The sequence below is a fragment of the Bradyrhizobium sp. SZCCHNR2028 genome (assembly GCF_032380995.1).
Lineage (GTDB): Bacteria > Pseudomonadota > Alphaproteobacteria > Rhizobiales > Xanthobacteraceae > Bradyrhizobium.
On the sequence record NZ_JAUHJF010000001.1, the window covers coordinates 326,832 to 342,650 of the forward strand.

Here is a 15,819-nt window from a genome sequence, read left to right on the forward strand (position 1 = left end):
GAGTAGTTTCACTGATAGGACGCGCAAGACTCAACGCGGCAATGGCTGGGCCGACGATGCGGGCAGGGCGGCGGTCTCTGCGCTCTCGACTGCTTCGCTGCGGCGGGTCGCGACCTCGCCGGCCGCGTCGAGCACGGGATAGGCGACCGAGCAGATGTGCGAGTGGATACGCCTGAGATCGCGCAGCACGTCGAGATGCAGCGAGGTGGTTTCCAGCGTCTCCGAGCGGCCCTCGCGCAGACGTTCGAGGTGCCGCTCGGTCGCGCCGAGTTCGGCGTTGCGGAGCTCGGCTTTCTGATCGAGCAGTTGGTGGGCTTGCTGCGCATCGCCGGACATGAAGATGCCGAACGCGATGCGGAGCGCCTCCATGATCTGGCGATGAAAGGCCTGCAGCTCGTCGGCGCCCTCAGCGGAGAACTGGAACCTGCGTTTGATCTTCTTGGTCGCGAGCTCGCTCAGGTTCTTGTCGATGATGTCGCCGATATGCTCGAGGTTGATCGCGAAGGAGATGATCTCCATCGCGCGCTTGCCCTCGCGCTCGTCCAGGCTGCCGCGCGTCAGCTTGGTGATGTAGAGCTTGATGGCCTCGTCGAGCCGGTCGACGACGTTGTCGGCGCGTGACACCTGATCCACGAGGCCACGGTCGTTGGTCATCATCGCGGTCATGACGTTGCGCAACATGGTCTCGACCAGATCGCCCATGCGCAGCGCCTCGCGCGCCGCGTCCGCAAGCGCAAGCGACGGGGTTTCCAGCGCGGTCTCGTCGAGATAGCGCGGCTTCGCCGGATCGACCTCGGCCGGGCGGTCCGGAAACAGTCGCGTGAGCAACTTCTCCATGCCGCCCAGCAGGCCGATGAAGACCACGGCCGTGCCGAGATTGAACGCCATGTGGAACTGCGCTGTCAGCTTCGACAGATCCGGTTGCCACGATTGCAGCAAATTGGCGAGCGGATGCAGGAAGGGTGTGATCAGCGCGACGCCGATGATGCGGTTGAGGAGATTGCCGACGGGCAGGCGATAGCTCGCAGGATTGTCGCGGTGCGCGCCCTCGAACACCGGGTTGACGGCGCTGCCGAGATTGGCCCCGAGCACGAGCGCCAGCGCCGCATCGGCCGTAACGAAATGCGCATAGGCCAGCGACATCACCAGCAGCACGCTGGCGACGCTGGAGTGCACGATCCAGGTGACGAGCGCACCGAAGATGATGCACAGCGTGACATCGGCCGTGATCGCCTGCATGAACACGCGCATCGCCGGCGCTTCTTCGGCGGGTGCCAACGTATCGATCAGAATATGCAGCGACAGCAGCATCAGGCCGAGGCCGATTGCTACTCGGCCGAGATCCTTGATGCGCGATCGCGGCCCACTGCGGAACGCCACCAGGCCGAGCACGAACAGGATGGGGGCGACTGCCGCCACGTTGAACGAGAGCACCTGGACGATCAGCGTGGTGCCGATATTGGCGCCGAGCATGATCGCGAGCGCCGGGATCAGGCCGACCAGGCCTTCCGCTGCGAAGGAGGTCGTGATCAGCGCGGTCGCCGTGCTGCTCTGGAGCAGAGCGGTCAGACCGAGGCCGGCAGCGAGGGCGCTGAAGCGGTTGCGCAGCGCCCGCGACAGCAGCAGCCGGAGGTCCGGGCCGAAGGCGCGGAGAATGCCGCTGTGGACCATGTGAAGGCCCCACAGCAGCAACGCCACGCCGCCCATCAGATCGAGCAGAACCATGATTTCCGTTCGTTCGAGCTTTCCTTGCCGCGCAGGCTACCCCCAATCGGCGGGACATCAACGCCAATTTGTCGGCCCCGGCTGCCCGATCGCGCGGCGCTCCGCTGGCTGCAAGCGTGCTTAAGCCGCGTTGAACGCCGCAAAGCCCCGGTCGAGATCCTCCTTGAGATCCTCCACGTTCTCCAGGCCGATATGCAGACGCAGCGAGGGCCCCCCCGGCGCCCAGGTGGTGGCCGTGCGGTAGCTCGCGCAGTCGAACGGAATCGCAAGGCTCTCGAAGCCGCCCCAGGAATAGCCCATTCCGAACAGCGTCAGCGTGTCGAGCATCGCATCAACCGCGGCTTGTGGCTTTGGTTGCAGCACGATGCTGAACAGGCCGGAGGCGCCGGTGAAGTCCCGCTTCCAGATCGCATGCCCCGGATGGCTCTCCAGCGCGGGATGCAGCACCTCGATCACCTCGGGACGCGCGGCGAGCCAGCGGGCCATTTCCAGCCCCGAGCGATGATGCTGCGCCAGGCGCACGCCCAGCGTCCGCACCCCGCGCAGGGCGAGGAACACGTCGTCCGGGCCGGCGCAGACGCCGAGCAGGCGAATGCCCTCGGCGATCAGCGGCCACGCCTTCGCATTGGCCGAAATCGTGCCGAACATGATGTCGGAGTGGCCGCCGATATATTTGGTGGCCGCCTGCATACTGATGTCGACGCCCTGGTCGAGGGAGCGGTGGTAGAGCGGCGTCGCCCAGGTGTTGTCGTCGATGACCAGTGCGCCGTGCGCATGTGCGACCGCGGCAATGGCGGGGATGTCCGGCATTTCGAACGACTGCGAGCCGGGCGCCTCGACAACCACCGCGCGTGTATTTGGTTTGAGCAGTTGCTCAATTCCTGGGCCGATCAATGGGTCGAAATAGGTCGTCTCGACGCCGTAGCGTGCCAGCATGCCGTTGCAGAAATTGCGGGTCGGACGATAGATGCTGTCGCACACCAGCACGTGGTCGCCGGCCTTGAGCACCGACAGCAGCGTGGTCGAGATTGCCCCAAGGCCGGATGGTGCGATGCCGACGCCGGCGCATTGCGGTCCCTCCAGCGTCATCAGGACCTGCTGCAGGGCCTTCGTCGTCGGCGTGCCGTGGCGGCCATACTGGAATTCGCCGCGGTGTGCGTGCAGGTCCTCGGCGGTTGGATACAGAACCGTCGAACCATGAACGACGGGGGGATTCACGAATCCGTGCTGCGCCTTCGTATCCCGCCCCGCCGTGATCAGCCGTGTTTCGACGTTTTGTCGCACCGCCGCAGCGGGGTCATTCGATGATGCCATTCGCGTGTCTTTTCTCTCTTAACCTGCCGGGATAGCTCGAAATCGGGCAGCACTGCGGTCGTTAATAACAGAATGCAGAACAGGCCCGTCAACCCCTTGACCCGGACCGCCAGTCGTTCTGTGATGCCGGGGCAATTCGATCGCTGCACGTTGAGGGGCTTGCCGCGATTTCCGCTTCATCTCGCCTGCACGGCTTCGTCGTGCATGGTGTACGCCATATTCTTGGTATGGCGTTTGCAACGCGGATTCAGGTCGGGCCCCCCTGCGCGCTGAGACTTCATCGCTCCCCAAGGACGACCGCGAAAGGCTGTATTTATGAAACGCGTCACTCTGGCTCTCACTCTTGCTCTCGCCCCGGTGCTGGCGAGCGTCGGCGCCCAGGCCGAAACGCTCAAGACCGTCAAGGATCGTGGCATGCTCGCCTGCGGCGTCAGCCAGGGCCTCCCTGGTTTCTCGTCGCCCGACGACAAGGGCAACTGGACCGGGATCGACGTCGACGTCTGCCGCGCCATCGCCGCCGCAATCTTCAATGATCCGACCAAGGTGAAGTTCGTCCCGCTGTCCGCCAAGGACCGCTTTACCGCACTGCAGTCGGGCGAAGTGGACGTGCTGTCGCGCAACACCACCTGGACCCTGTCGCGGGACACCTCGCTGGGCGCCAATTTCGCCGGCGTGACCTATTATGACGGCCAGGGCTTCATGGTGAAGAAGGCCCTCAAGGTCAATTCGGCGCTCGAGCTCAACAGCGCTTCGGTATGCGTGCAGACCGGCACGACCACCGAGCAGAACCTCGCCGACTACTTCAAGGCCAACAAGATGAAGTACGAGGTGATCGCGTTCGCCGGCGCCGACGAGACTGTGAAGGCCTATGAATCCGGCCGCTGCGACGTGTTTACCACCGACGTCTCGGGCCTCTACGCCGAGAGGCTGAAGCTGTCCAATCCGGCCGATCACGTCGTGCTGCCGGAAGTGATCTCGAAGGAGCCGCTGGGCCCGATGGTGCGTCACGGTGACGATCAGTGGTTCGACATCGTCAAGTGGACGCTGTTCGGGCTGGTCACCGCCGAGGAGCTCGGCGTGACGCAGGCGAACGTCGACGAGATGGCCAAGTCGGACAAGCCCGAGTTCAAGCGCGCCTTCGGCACCGACGGCAATCTCGGCGAGCAGCTCGGCCTCACCAAGGACTGGTTCTCGCGCATCGTGAAAGCGGTCGGGAATTATGGCGAGATGTATGACCGCAACGTCGGCGCAGGGTCCAAGCTGCAGATTGCGCGCGGTCTGAACCAGCTCTGGAACAAGGGCGGTCTGCAGTACGCGCCGCCGATCCGCTGATCGCTGCACGAGATCGGGGCTGCGGCGAATGAGCATCGAAGCGAGGCTACCGCCTCCGCAATATGGGCTTCGGCTGAAGCGCATGCTCGGAGGAAAGGCAGGATGGAACGGCATCATCCTGCAGATCCTGTTCGTCGCAGTCCTGGTGTGGGTTGGCTACGAGATCGTGGCCAACGCACGCAGCAACCTCGCAGCCCAACGTATCACGTCGGGATTCGGCTTTCTCAACAACACGGCCGGCTTCGACGTCAACCAGACCCTGATCAGCTACTCCGGCTCCGACAGCTACAGCCGCGTGCTGATCGTCGGCGTGCTGAACACCCTGTTGGTCTCGGTCATCGGCATCGTGCTGGCGACCATCCTGGGCTTCCTGGTCGCTCTAGGCCGGCTATCACCGAATGTGCTGCTGTCGCGTGTCTCCGGCGCCTATGTCGAGCTGATCCGCAACCTGCCGCTCCTGTTCCAGATCCTGTTCTGGTATCTTGCGGTGTTGGCGGCTCTGCCCGGACCGCGACAGAGCATCTCTCTTTTCTCGACGTTCTTTCTCAACAATCGTGGCTTCATCGTTCCGCGACCGATCGAGGAGCCCGGCCTGATGCCGTTCCTGGTCGCGCTCGGTGCCGCGATCGTCGGCTCGGCCGGTCTGCACTATTACGCGCGGCGTGAGCTGTTCGTACGCGGCCATGCGATGCGGATCTGGCCCTACGTGCTGGGGCTGCTGATCGGCCTGCCGCTGATTGCAACGCTCGTGTTCGGCGTGCCGATTTCGTTCGAGGTGCCGGCGCTCAAGGGATTCAACTTCGCCGGCGGTTCGCGCATCATTCCCGAGCTCGTCGCGCTGACCCTGGCGCTGACCATGTACACGGCGTCGTTCATCGCCGAGGTGGTGCGTGCCGGCATCCTCTCCGTCCACAAGGGGCAGATGGAAGCGGGGCTCTCGCTCGGACTGAGCCGCAGCACCGTGCTGCGCCTGATCGTCGTGCCGCAGGCGCTCCGCGTCATCCTGCCGCCGCTGACGAACCAGTATTTGAACCTGACCAAGAACTCCTCGCTCGCGGTCGCCATCGGTTATCCCGATCTCGTTTCGGTGTTCGCGGGCACGACGATGAGCCAGACGGGTCAGGCCATCGAGATCATCGGAATCACGATGGGCGTCTATCTGGCGCTGTCGCTGATCACCAGCGCGATGATGAGCTTCTACAGCTGGCGGCTTGGGAAGAGACTTGGCGCATGACCGACATCACGGCCTCAACCTTCATCCGTCAGGACATGGCCGGAGAACGTCCGGCGCCCATCAAGACGACGGGGTTCGTCGGCTTCGTCCGCACGAGGCTGTTGAACTCGCCGACCAATATCCTGCTCACCCTGGTGAGCGCGCTGTTGATCTGGTTCACCGTGATCCCGGCGGTCAAGTTCCTGCTGGCCGACGCGGTGTGGGTCGGCAAGGACCGCGAAGCTTGTCTGGCGCAGAACGCGGGCCATCCGGTCGGCGCCTGTTGGCCCTACATTTCGGCGAAGTTCGGCCAGTTCATGTACGGCTTCTATCCGGAGGCCGACCGGTGGCGGGTCAATCTGACCTACGGGCTCGCGGTGGTGCTGCTGGCGCCGCTGCTGATCCCGCGCCTGCCGGCCAAAGGATTGAACGCGGGCCTGTTCTTCTTCGCGCTTCCGGTGGTCGCATTCTTCCTGCTCTATGGCGGTGGGCTGGAGGGCTTCGGCGTGAGCTGGACCACAGGCGCGCTCCAGCTGTTCGTCGAGAGCATCGATACGGCCGGTAACGCGCTGGTTCGCGCCGGCGACAATTTGCCGGTGGTCGGCATGCTGCTGTGGCTGCTCGGCAAGCTGGTCGTGCTGATCGGTACGCTTGCATCGCTCGTGATCTGGCCGCTGGTCTGGATCCGCAATGAGCTGCAGCAATCTCACCAGCCCGTGTGGAATGATCTCGTGCTCTCCGCGATCATTGTCACCGCGCTGGTCTTCATCGTCGGTGGCGGGAGCAGGGCGCTGCGCAGCGTGATCGCCACGGCCGCGGCCTTCGCCGGCATCGCCATCGTCATTGCGATCATGGGCCTCGATCGCGGCGGCCTTCCCATCGTCGATACAAGGCTGTGGGGCGGAATGCTGGTGACGCTGGTCGTCTCGGTGATCGGCATCGTCGCGTCGATGCCGATCGGCATTGCGCTTGCGCTCGGCCGCCGTTCGACCATTCCATTGATCCGCATCTTTTCGATTGCCTTCATCGAACTGGTTCGCGGCGTGCCGCTGATCACGGTGCTGTTCTTCGCCACCTACATGCTGCCGCTGTTCCTGCCCGGCAATGTCAGGGTCGACGGCCTGGTTCGGGCGCTGATCGGCGTCGCGCTGTTCTCGGGCGCCTACATGGCCGAGGTCATCCGTGGCGGCCTGCAGGCTATACCGCGTGGTCAGGCGGAGGCATCGAGCGCGCTCGGGCTGTCCTGGTGGAAGACGACCAGCTTCATCGTGCTGCCGCAGGCATTGCGCCACGTCATCCCCGGCATCGTCAACAGCTTCATCTCGCTGTTCAAGGACACCTCGCTGGTATCGATCGTGGCGCTGTTCGACCTGCTCGGCAGCCTCAAGGCCTCGTTTGCCGATCCGGTATGGGCGACGCCGACCACGGCCTTCACCGGCTTTGCCTTCACCGGGCTGATCTACTTCGCCTTCTGCTTCGGCATGTCACGCTACTCCATGCTGGTCGAGCGCCGCGTCAACGCGCACCGGCGCCATTGAGCCAGAGATCATCGAGAGACCCATGACTGCAAATTCGATCGTCAGCATTTCCGCCCTCAACAAATGGTACGGCGAATTCCACGTCCTGCGCGACATCAACCTCTCCGTCGGGAAGGGTGAGCGCATCGTGATCTGCGGGCCCTCGGGCTCGGGCAAGTCGACCCTGATCCGCTGCATCAACGCGCTCGAGGAATTCCAGGAGGGCGAGATCAATGTCGACGGCATCGATCTCGGGCCCAACCTCAAGCGCGTCGACGAGGTCCGCCGCGAGGTCGGCATGGTGTTCCAGAGCTTCAACCTGTTTCCGCACCTGACCGTGCTGGAGAACTGTACCCTGGCGCCGATCTGGGTGCGCAACATCCCCCAGAAGGAAGCCGAGGCGACTGCGATGAAGTTCCTGGAGCGGGTCAAGATCCCGCATCAGGCGCAGAAATACCCGGGCCAGATGTCGGGCGGTCAGCAGCAGCGCGTCGCCATCGCGCGCGCGCTGGCGATGAACCCGAAGGTCATGCTGTTCGACGAGCCGACATCGGCGCTCGATCCGGAGATGGTGAAGGAGGTGCTCGACACCATGGTCGATCTCGCCAAGGAGGGCATGACCATGCTGGTCGTGACCCACGAGATGGGCTTCGCGCGCGAGGTCGCCAACCGCGTCGTGTTCATGGACGCCGGCCAGATCATCGAATCGAACACGCCGCAGGAATTCTTCGCCAACCCGCAGCATGCGCGCAGCAAGCTGTTTCTGAGCCAGATTTTGCGGCATTGATGAGGAAGCGAATAGGGACTTGCGAATAGCGAATAGGGCGAAAAGTTCTACTCGCTACTCGCTACTCGCTACTCGCCCTCAAACGAAAGGCGGCTTGATGCCGCTGCGCCGCTCCAGCCAGGCCGGCACCGGCAGGTTCTTCGAACGCATGAATTCGGGATTGTACAGCTTCGACTGATAGCGCGTGCCCGAGTCGCACAGGATGGTCACGATGGTGTGGCCGGGGCCGAGTTTCCTGGCGAGTTGCACCGCGCCGGCGACGTTGACGCCGGTCGAGCCGCCCAGGCATAAGCCTTCATGCTGTACGAGGTCGTAGATCGTGTTGACGGCGTCCTCGTCGGACACCAGGAACGCGTCGTCGACCTTGGCGGTCTCGATCACGGGCGTCACACGACCGATGCCGATGCCTTCGGTGATGGAATCGCCGGGCGTCGATTTGACGACGCCGTTCTTGAACCATTCGTACATCGCGAAGCCGTGCGGATCGGCGCAGGCGGTGACGATATTCTTGTTTCTGTCCTTCAAATAGCGGCTCGTGCCGGCGATCGTGCCGCCGGTGCCGACCGCGCAGATGAAGCCGTCGACCTTGCCGCCGGTCTGCTCCCAGATCTCGGGTCCCGTGGACTCATAATGCGCCTTGGCGTTGTCGAGGTTGTTCCACTGGTCGGCGAACAGCACGCCGTTCGGTTCGGTCTTGCGCAATTCGTCGGCGAGCCTGCGCCCGACATGCTGATAGTTGTTGGGATTGCTGAACGGCAACGCCGGCACCTCGACCAGCTCCGCACCGCACAGCCGCAGCATGTCCTTCTTTTCCTGGCTCTGCGTCTCCGGGATCACGATCAGCGTGCGATAGCCGCGCGCGCTGGCGACCACGGCCAGACCGATGCCGGTGTTGCCGGCTGTGGCCTCCACCACGAGGCCGCCGGGCTTGAGATCGCCGCGCCTCTCGGCCTCCAGGATCATCCACTTGCCGGCACGGTCCTTGACCGACTGGCCCGGGTTCATGAACTCGGCCTTGCCGAGAATGGTGCAGCCCGTCGCCTCCGAGGCGCGATTGAGCTTGATCAGGGGCGTGTTGCCGATCGCCGCGACGACGTCGTTGTGAATGGTCATTTTGCAGATACCGTAGGAGTTTCCTCGAGCACACTTAAGAGGACCCTAGCCTGATATCCAGGGCAGCGTAAGCCGGCCGGATCAGCCCCCTGATTTCGCAAAGACGACCTGGCGAACATCGATGTTCCCAGAGAGGAAACCTGCTTCGCAGTAGGACAGATAATATTCCCAGAGCCGCCTGAAGCGCTCATCGAATCCTGCGGGCGTGAGGTCCGGCCAGGCCTCCCGGAAGTTCTTTCGCCAGATCGCGAGCGTCCTGGCATAATCTTCCCCGAAGATGCGCTCGCGGATGACGGGTATGCCAAAGCGGTCGCCGAGCGACTTCAGGATCTGCGGCGTCGGCAACATGCCTCCCGGGAAGACGTAGCGTTGGATGAAGTCGACCTCGCGGCGGTAGTGCTGGAACAGGCTGTCCTGGATGGTAATTGCCTGGACACCGGCCAATCCGCCCGGCAGCAGACGGTCTCGCAGTTGCGAGAAATATTTCGGCCAGAACTGTTCGCCGACCGCCTCGATCATCTCGATCGAGGCGATGCGATCGTAGCGGTCACGCTCGTCGCGGTAATCCTGCAGGCGGATTTCGACTTTCTCGGCGAGCCCGGCCTCGTGGATGCGGCGCTGCGCGAAGTCGCGCTGCTGTTGGCTGATCGTCAGCCCAACGACCTGGGCGCCGAACGTCTTGGCGGCATATTCGGCAAAGCCGCCCCAGCCGCAGCCGATCTCGAGCAGCTTCTGCCCGGGCTTGAGATCGATCGCCTCGGCCAGCCGCTTGTACTTGTTGGTCTGCGCGGCGGTGAGGTCGGTGGTGTCCTCCTCGAACAGGGCCGAGGAGTAGGTCATGCTCGGATCGAGCCACGCCGAGTAGAACGAATTCCCGATGTCATAATGGGCGTAGATGTTGCGCTTTGCCTGACGCTTGGTGTTGCGGTTGAACCAGTGCCGAACCAGCTGGGCAAACCGGATCAGCGGCTTGTCTTCCAGCATCGACTGCAGCAGGTGCTGGTTGACGCAGAACAGATAGAGAAACTGCGTCAGGTCCGGCGTGTCCCAGTCGCCGTTCAGATAGGCCTCGGCGATGCCGATGTCGCCGCCATTGAGAAGGCGCGATGCGAAGCCGTAATTGGCCAGGATCATTGCGGCGGCCGGCCCGGGCTCAACGCCGCCGAGCCGGATCACCCGTCCGTCCGGCAGGGTCACGTCGAGCGTGCCTTTCCGCAAGCGCGAGCCGAAGCCGAGGGCAAGGCGGGGCAGGCGGGGAAGATCGGCAAGCACCTTGTCGATGGTGTCAGGGGTGACTGGGATGACGTTCGGCATGGCAGGTCCATTCACGCAAACGGCTCGAGCCCACGTCCCCCGTCGGCTGGCCGGTGTGGCACCTGTGCGGGCAGGGAATCACGGACGCAGAGCGCGCCGGCCGTTTCCGGTCAGCGTCGTGAAATATAAGCGTGGCTGCCGTTCCCCGCCAAGTCGGTATTGGTTCCAGGGCTTGCGCTGATTTCGCCGCGCGGGACGAGGCGGACGCCTTTGGCCCACAGCCGCAGCGCCTCCCAATGGATCGCGGCAAAGATTTTGACAGTCACCAGCGGGAGCGAGACGAAGGCGGCGAGCAGGGAGCCAGAGGTCAGCGTGCGACGGCGGCCGGAGAAGGTTGCGGCAAGCAGGGGGCCGTCGGCCCCAGTTTCGAGAATCCGCAGCTTGACATTGTCGCCAGGCGGCATGACCCGGAAATGGTAACGCATCGCCATGTCGATGAAGGGCGAGACGTAGAAGGTCTTGTCCTGCGCCTGGCGGAGCCCTGCTGCCGATAGCTCATCCGGCCTGACCGGCAGCACATAGGGCTTGATCTCGCCGAAGGTGTTGCGGACCTCGTAGATCATCAGCGCCAGGGTGTCGTCGCTACGATAGCAGAAATAGACCGACAGCGGATTGAACACGTAGCCGAGCAGCCGCGGATAGCACAGCAGCAGCACGCGCCCACCGCTGAGATCGATCCCCTGATCCGCCGCACAGGTCTGCGCATAGGCCAGTAGCGACGAGCCGTCGCTCGGACCGTGGTCGGCCTCGTGGAAGCTGTAGAGCGCGCGCCGATTGACCCCGAACAGCGAAGCCTGCCGGTCCGCCTGGTCGAGCCGACCGAGATCGATCAGCAGGCTCATCACGCGATAGCGGAAGCGATGCGTGGTCGGGCGCATGCGGGCATGCATGACCTGTCCGACATAGAGCGCGGCCGCTTCCGTTCTGTCATCTGGTCCCGAGTGATCCATGTCCATATCGCGCCTATTCCGCAGCCTCGGCGAGCTCGGTGGGAAGCCCGCGCCACGGCACGTTCGCGCCGAGCGCCTCTGCCACGGCGAGACCCGAGCGTAGCCCGTCCTCATGAAAGCCATAGCCGGTCCAGGCGCCACAGAACCAGGTATGGCGCTGCCCCTGAATCGCTGCCAGACGCTTCTGCGCCGCAAAGGCGGCAGCCGTGTATTGCGGGTGCTCACAGATATACTTGCCAAAGGTTAGCTCCGGAGCCGGAGCGAAGGGTGGGTTGAGGCTGACGAACAGCGGCTTGGCGTTGTCGATGTCCTGGAGGTTGTTCATCCAATAGGTGACGGCGACGTCGTTCATGGGAACGCCCTCACGCTGCCAGCGCAGGAAATTCCACGAAGCCCAGGCGCGGCGACGCTTCGGCATCAGCCTGCTGTCACGGTGCAGATAGATCGTGTTGGGCGAATATTTGATCGCCCCGAGGATGCTGCGCTCCCGCTCGTCCGCATCGGTGAGCATCGACAACGCCTGGTCGCTGTGTGCGGCGATCACGACATGATCGTAGGTGTCGCGACGGCCGCTGCTGTCCTGAACGACGACGCCGTGGGCAGTGCGTTCGATGCTGGTCACGGCGCTGCCGAGCCGGATATGCTTGCGGAAGCTCGACGTCAGCTTCTCCACATAGCGGCGGCTGCCGCCCTTGACGGTGCGCCAGATCGGACGGTCATATTGCAGCAACCTGTGATTGCTGAAGAACGCGACGAAGTTCTCGGCCGGAAAGTCCAGCATCTCGGACGCCGGGGCTGACCAGATCGCGGCACCCATCGGCGCCAGATAGTCGGTGAGCAGTCGCGGGGCGAAATGGTTGCGCCGGAAATAATCCCGGAGCGTAAGGCCATGCAGGCGCCCGGCCTTGAAGTCGGCTGTACTCTGCTCGTTGAAGGTCAGGATGTCCCTGAGCATCCAGAGATAGGATGTCGACAGCAGATTGCTCGGCTGCGCGAACAGCCCCTTGGCGGTGTCGAGCCAGGTGTTGCCGCCCCCCTTCCATTCGAAGCGGCCGGCATCCGCGGTGACGGCAAAGCTCATGCTGCTGTCGACCGTCTCGACCCCCAGATGGTCGAACAAGGCGGTGAGCTCAGGATAGTTCAGCTCGTTGTAGACGATGAAGCCGATGTCGACAGAGACCGGAGCGCCGTCATAGTCGATCGTCACGGTGTGGCTGTGGCCGCCCGGACGGAGATCTCGCTCGTAGACGGTGATCGGATAACGCTTCGCCAGGGACCAGGCCGCGGCGTTACCCGCAATACCCGTTCCGACCACCGCAACTCGCATGAATGCCCCCCTGAAGTTCACGTGCAAGTTACGGAGTCGCCGCCAAAGGGTTTCACGGGCGCGCTCCCCGCGTCACACCCCGCCCAAAACGGCATTCGACAGATGAAATCTTGGTAAGGCGGCAGCCGGTGGCCCGTGGCCGTGCCTGCACGAAACTTCGCTGATTTGCGGGAGATTCGTCGATTCGGTGGACTTTATCGGCACCATCGCTGCTGGGGGGACGGGGGGCTGCAGGGCTGTCCGGCGCCGTGGGCTGCGGCTAGAATGATTCCCAAGACTACAGGGAAGCATCACGCCAGTGTCCATCGTGCCGATCGCCGTCGACGAGCCTTGCCGCGCGTCCGCTGACCCGCGGATCGTCGCCGGGATGCGGGAGCGCCGTGTGCCGGCTACCCTGCGGCGATTTGTCCACTGGCTGGCGGCGATCGGATTGGCGGCGAACTCGGCCGGCTGCCTGCTGACGCAGGATATTCCCGATCCGGCCCTCGACATGCCCCAGCGCTACAAGGCGGCGTCCGGTTCCGATATGGCGGCGCCACCGCCGCTGGATTGGTGGCGCGGCTTCGGATCACGCGAGCTGACCCAGCTGATGGAGGAGGCGCAGAGCGTCAACCTTGATATTGCCGCTGCTGTGGCAAGGTTCCGGCAGGCCGATGCGCTGGCGCGGCAGGCCGGCGCGGCGCTGCTGCCGAGCCTGTCCGCCACCGGCCAGGAGACCTATTCGCGCACGTCCGGGTCGAGCTCCAGCGGGCTCACCAATGGCGGCCGCGAGGTCGTCAATTACCAAGCCTCGCTCTCTGCGAGCTACCAGCTCGACTTCTTCGGCCAGAATCGCGACGCGCTGCAGGCGGCCGAGGAAACCGCGGTGGCCAACCGCTTCGACCGCGACGTTACGCAGTTGACGACGCTCGCCACCGTCGCCAATGCCTATTTCCAGGTGCTGGCCGCGCAGGATCGGATTCGGACGGCTGAGCGCAACATCGCCAGCGCCACGCGTGTGCTCGATGCCATCCGCGAACGGCAGAAGGCAGGCACCGGCAATGATCTCGACGTCGCGCAGCAGGAGAGCGTGCTCGCCAACCAGAAGGCGGCGGTGCCGCCGCTGCGCCAGACGCTCGATCAGAACGTCAACGCGCTGGCCGTGCTGGTCGCGCGATCGCCCGAGGGCATTCGCATTGCCGGCGGCTCGCTCGACCGGATCAGGACGCCGCGGGTCACGCCCGGGCTGCCGTCCGAACTCTTGACGCAACGGCCGGACATCCGCCGGCAGGAAGCGCAGCTGGCGTCGGCCACCGCCAATGTCGGCAGCGCGCGGGCGCAGTTCTTTCCCAGCATCCAGCTGACCGGCAATGGCGGCTACCAGAGCGCAGCACTGATGTCGCTGTTTCAGCCGCATGCGGCGTTCTTCAGCCTCGCCGGCAGCCTGACCCAGCCGATCTTCGATGGTGGCAGAATCCTGGGCAATTTCGAGAACGCCAAGGCGCGGCAGGACGAGCTGCTGCAAACCTACCGCAAGACGGTCATCCAGTCTTTCACCGACGTCAACAATGCGCTGTTCTCGATCAAGCAGACCACGATCAAGTTGCAATTGCAGCGAGAAGTCGTTGCCGCCTCCCGCCGCGCCTTCCAGCTCTCCGAGCAGCAACTGCGCGCGGGAACTGCCGACATCGTGACAGTCTTGAATACGCAATTGACGCTGTTCCAGGCCGAGGACGCGCTATGGCAGGCGCAACTGGCGCGCCTGCAGGCGTTCGTGAGCCTCTATCAGGCGCTCGGCGGCGGCTGGGAGCCGCGCATGGAGAAGTCGGCCGATGCTCTTTAAACCGGACGAGAAGGGAGCAGCGGCAGTGAAGCGCGCGCGGTCCAGCGTGGCACGGCGGCTGGTGTCGATCACGATCACGCTGCTGATCCTGGGCGGCCTCGGTTATATCGGCTGGTCGGCGATGCAGCAGAAGCAGCAGGCCAATAACCGCTTCGCGCGGCCCGACCTTCCGGTTCCGGTCCTGGCCGCCTCGCCTGTCATCAAGGACGTGCCGGTCTATCTCGACGGCGTCGGCGCGGTGCGCGCGCTCAACACCGTCACGGTGCGCTCCCAGGTCGACGGCAAGCTGATCGCGGTCAATTTCGTCGAGGGGCAGGACGTCAAGAAGGGCGACGTGCTCGCCGAGATCGATCCGGCGATCTACCAGGCGCAGTACGACCAGGCCGTCGCCAAGAAGGCGCAGGACGAGGCGCAGCTCGCCAACCAGAAGCTCGACCTCGCCCGCTACGAGCAGCTGGCCGCCAGCAATGCCGGCTCCAAGCAGCAGGCCGACACGCAGCGCGCGGTGGTGGCGCAGCAGCAGGCGCTGATCAAGGCGGATCAGGCCGCGATCGATAATGCGGCGACGACCTTGAGCTACACCAAGATCGTGGCGCCGCTCTCCGGCCGCGCCGGCCTGCGCCAGGTCGACCAGGGCAACATCGTTCATGCCTCTGACGCGACCGGTCTCGTCGTCATCACGCAGCTTCAGCCGATCGCGGTGCAGTTCAGCCTGCCGCAGCAGCAGATCATGCGCGTCAATGCGGCCGCTGCCAAGGGGCCGCTCGCTGTCGACGTGTTCGGCAATGACGGCGTCACCGTCATCGACACTGGCACGTTGCGGGGCATCGACAACCAGGTCGATCAGACGACGGGCACGCTGAAACTGAAAGCAGAATTCCCCAACGGCAAATTCCAGCTCTGGCCCGGACAGTTCGTCAATGTCCGCCTCAAGGTCGAGACCTTGTCGCAGGCGATCACGGTGCCGACCTCGGCGGTGCAGCGCGGGCCGGCAGGCACGTTCAGCTACGTGATCGGCGAGGGCGACATCGCCTCGGCGCATCCGGTGACGGTCGTGCAGCAGAACGAGAGCGAGGCCGTGATCGCCAGCGGCTTGAGCCCGTCGGACCGCGTGGTGACGACCGGCTTTGCCAATCTGGCCGACGGTGTCAAAGTCGTGGTCGGACGCGCCGAGCAGACGCCGCAGGCCGATCTGGCGCCGCGCAAGCGCAGCCGCAATCCGCAAGGAAAAGAGCAGGCGAAGGAGGGCGGAGCGCCACCCGAAGGCGCGCCGAAGGACGGCGAGCGGCGCCGCAGGCCTGAGGCTGGGGGGCAGACCGACGCCGGCGGTGCAGCACCCCAGGGAGGGAGTGAGGCAGGTCGCGGTGCGAAGGCACAGCCATGACGCAACCGCAAGAGTGACGAG

The 15,819-nt window shown here is 64.4% G+C and carries 12 protein-coding genes; 6 read left to right on the forward strand and 6 right to left on the reverse strand.

The features are described 5' to 3' along the window. Window positions 1-30: 30 nt before the first annotated feature. Entirely contained in the window at window positions 31-1,725 is a 1,695-nt protein-coding gene (locus QX121_RS01500) for a Na/Pi cotransporter family protein (RefSeq protein WP_315810983.1), read from the reverse strand. A 120-nt stretch (window positions 1,726-1,845) separates the two neighbouring features. Beyond that, window positions 1,846-3,039, reverse strand: coding sequence for a cystathionine beta-lyase (gene metC / locus QX121_RS01505; RefSeq protein WP_315810984.1), 1,194 nt, complete (start codon window positions 3,037-3,039; stop codon window positions 1,846-1,848). Window positions 3,040-3,354: 315 nt separating this feature from the next. On the opposite strand from metC, the gene QX121_RS01510 reads away from it, so the two are divergent. The 4 genes from QX121_RS01510 to QX121_RS01525 are packed head-to-tail and all read left to right on the forward strand — an operon-like array spanning window position 3,355 to window position 7,888. Next, the gene (locus QX121_RS01510) at window positions 3,355-4,371 is read left to right on the forward strand and encodes an amino acid ABC transporter substrate-binding protein (RefSeq protein WP_315738050.1); all 1,017 of its coding nucleotides are present in this window, start codon (window positions 3,355-3,357) and stop codon (window positions 4,369-4,371) included. A gap of 28 nt (window positions 4,372-4,399) precedes the next feature. Continuing rightward, window positions 4,400-5,605 (forward strand): ABC transporter permease subunit, encoded by a 1,206-nt coding sequence (locus QX121_RS01515; RefSeq protein ID WP_315810985.1) that lies wholly within the window; start codon window positions 4,400-4,402, stop codon window positions 5,603-5,605. Next, window positions 5,602-7,122: an amino acid ABC transporter permease gene (locus QX121_RS01520; RefSeq protein WP_315810986.1), complete on the forward strand. Its 1,521-nt coding sequence runs from the start codon at window positions 5,602-5,604 to the stop codon at window positions 7,120-7,122. Before QX121_RS01515 ends, QX121_RS01520 begins: the two co-directional genes overlap by 4 nt. 22 nt (window positions 7,123-7,144) lie before the next feature. Further along, window positions 7,145-7,888, forward strand: coding sequence for an amino acid ABC transporter ATP-binding protein (locus QX121_RS01525; protein ID WP_315711850.1), 744 nt, complete (start codon window positions 7,145-7,147; stop codon window positions 7,886-7,888). Between the two features lie 78 nt (window positions 7,889-7,966). Here the strand turns inward: QX121_RS01525 and QX121_RS01530 are convergent, their stop codons facing one another. The 4 genes from QX121_RS01530 to QX121_RS01545 form a co-directional block, all read right to left on the reverse strand. Further along, window positions 7,967-9,001 (reverse strand): cysteine synthase A, encoded by a 1,035-nt coding sequence (locus QX121_RS01530; RefSeq protein ID WP_315738047.1) that lies wholly within the window; start codon window positions 8,999-9,001, stop codon window positions 7,967-7,969. A gap of 81 nt (window positions 9,002-9,082) precedes the next feature. Next, a complete protein-coding gene (locus QX121_RS01535; RefSeq protein WP_315757534.1) occupies window positions 9,083-10,315 on the reverse strand; it encodes a cyclopropane-fatty-acyl-phospholipid synthase family protein in 1,233 nt (410 codons plus the stop codon). Between the two features lie 110 nt (window positions 10,316-10,425). Further along, window positions 10,426-11,271 (reverse strand): DUF1365 domain-containing protein, encoded by an 846-nt coding sequence (locus QX121_RS01540; protein WP_315810987.1) that lies wholly within the window; start codon window positions 11,269-11,271, stop codon window positions 10,426-10,428. Between the two features lie 7 nt (window positions 11,272-11,278). Then, window positions 11,279-12,592, reverse strand: coding sequence for an NAD(P)/FAD-dependent oxidoreductase (locus tag QX121_RS01545; protein WP_315810988.1), 1,314 nt, complete (start codon window positions 12,590-12,592; stop codon window positions 11,279-11,281). 367 nt (window positions 12,593-12,959) lie between these two features. Here QX121_RS01545 and QX121_RS01550 point away from each other — a divergent pair, with 367 nt between their 5' ends. Then, window positions 12,960-14,414 carry an efflux transporter outer membrane subunit gene (locus QX121_RS01550; RefSeq protein ID WP_315810989.1) on the forward strand — a complete coding sequence of 485 codons (1,455 nt, stop codon included), beginning with the start codon at window positions 12,960-12,962 and terminating at the stop codon, window positions 14,412-14,414. Continuing rightward, a complete protein-coding gene (locus QX121_RS01555; protein ID WP_315797451.1) occupies window positions 14,404-15,798 on the forward strand; it encodes an efflux RND transporter periplasmic adaptor subunit in 1,395 nt (464 codons plus the stop codon). Before QX121_RS01550 ends, QX121_RS01555 begins: the two co-directional genes overlap by 11 nt. The last annotated feature ends 21 nt before the right edge of the window (window positions 15,799-15,819 follow it).

What these genes read in the sequence shown, in the direction of transcription:
- QX121_RS01530 (WP_315738047.1), bottom strand. Translation starts at nt 9,001, where the DNA reads ATGACCATTCACAACGACGTCGTCGCGGCGATCGGCAACACGCCCCTG.
- QX121_RS01525 (WP_315711850.1), top strand. Translation starts at nt 7,145, where the DNA reads ATGACTGCAAATTCGATCGTCAGCATTTCCGCCCTCAACAAATGGTAC.
- QX121_RS01555 (WP_315797451.1), top strand. Translation starts at nt 14,404, where the DNA reads ATGCTCTTTAAACCGGACGAGAAGGGAGCAGCGGCAGTGAAGCGCGCG.
- QX121_RS01510 (WP_315738050.1), top strand. Translation starts at nt 3,355, where the DNA reads ATGAAACGCGTCACTCTGGCTCTCACTCTTGCTCTCGCCCCGGTGCTG.
- QX121_RS01535 (WP_315757534.1), bottom strand. Translation starts at nt 10,315, where the DNA reads ATGCCGAACGTCATCCCAGTCACCCCTGACACCATCGACAAGGTGCTT.
- QX121_RS01545 (WP_315810988.1), bottom strand. Translation starts at nt 12,592, where the DNA reads ATGCGAGTTGCGGTGGTCGGAACGGGTATTGCGGGTAACGCCGCGGCC.
- metC (WP_315810984.1), bottom strand. Translation starts at nt 3,039, where the DNA reads ATGGCATCATCGAATGACCCCGCTGCGGCGGTGCGACAAAACGTCGAA.
- QX121_RS01550 (WP_315810989.1), top strand. Translation starts at nt 12,960, where the DNA reads ATGCGGGAGCGCCGTGTGCCGGCTACCCTGCGGCGATTTGTCCACTGG.
- QX121_RS01540 (WP_315810987.1), bottom strand. Translation starts at nt 11,271, where the DNA reads ATGGACATGGATCACTCGGGACCAGATGACAGAACGGAAGCGGCCGCG.
- QX121_RS01520 (WP_315810986.1), top strand. Translation starts at nt 5,602, where the DNA reads ATGACCGACATCACGGCCTCAACCTTCATCCGTCAGGACATGGCCGGA.
- QX121_RS01500 (WP_315810983.1), bottom strand. Translation starts at nt 1,725, where the DNA reads ATGGTTCTGCTCGATCTGATGGGCGGCGTGGCGTTGCTGCTGTGGGGC.
- QX121_RS01515 (WP_315810985.1), top strand. Translation starts at nt 4,400, where the DNA reads ATGAGCATCGAAGCGAGGCTACCGCCTCCGCAATATGGGCTTCGGCTG.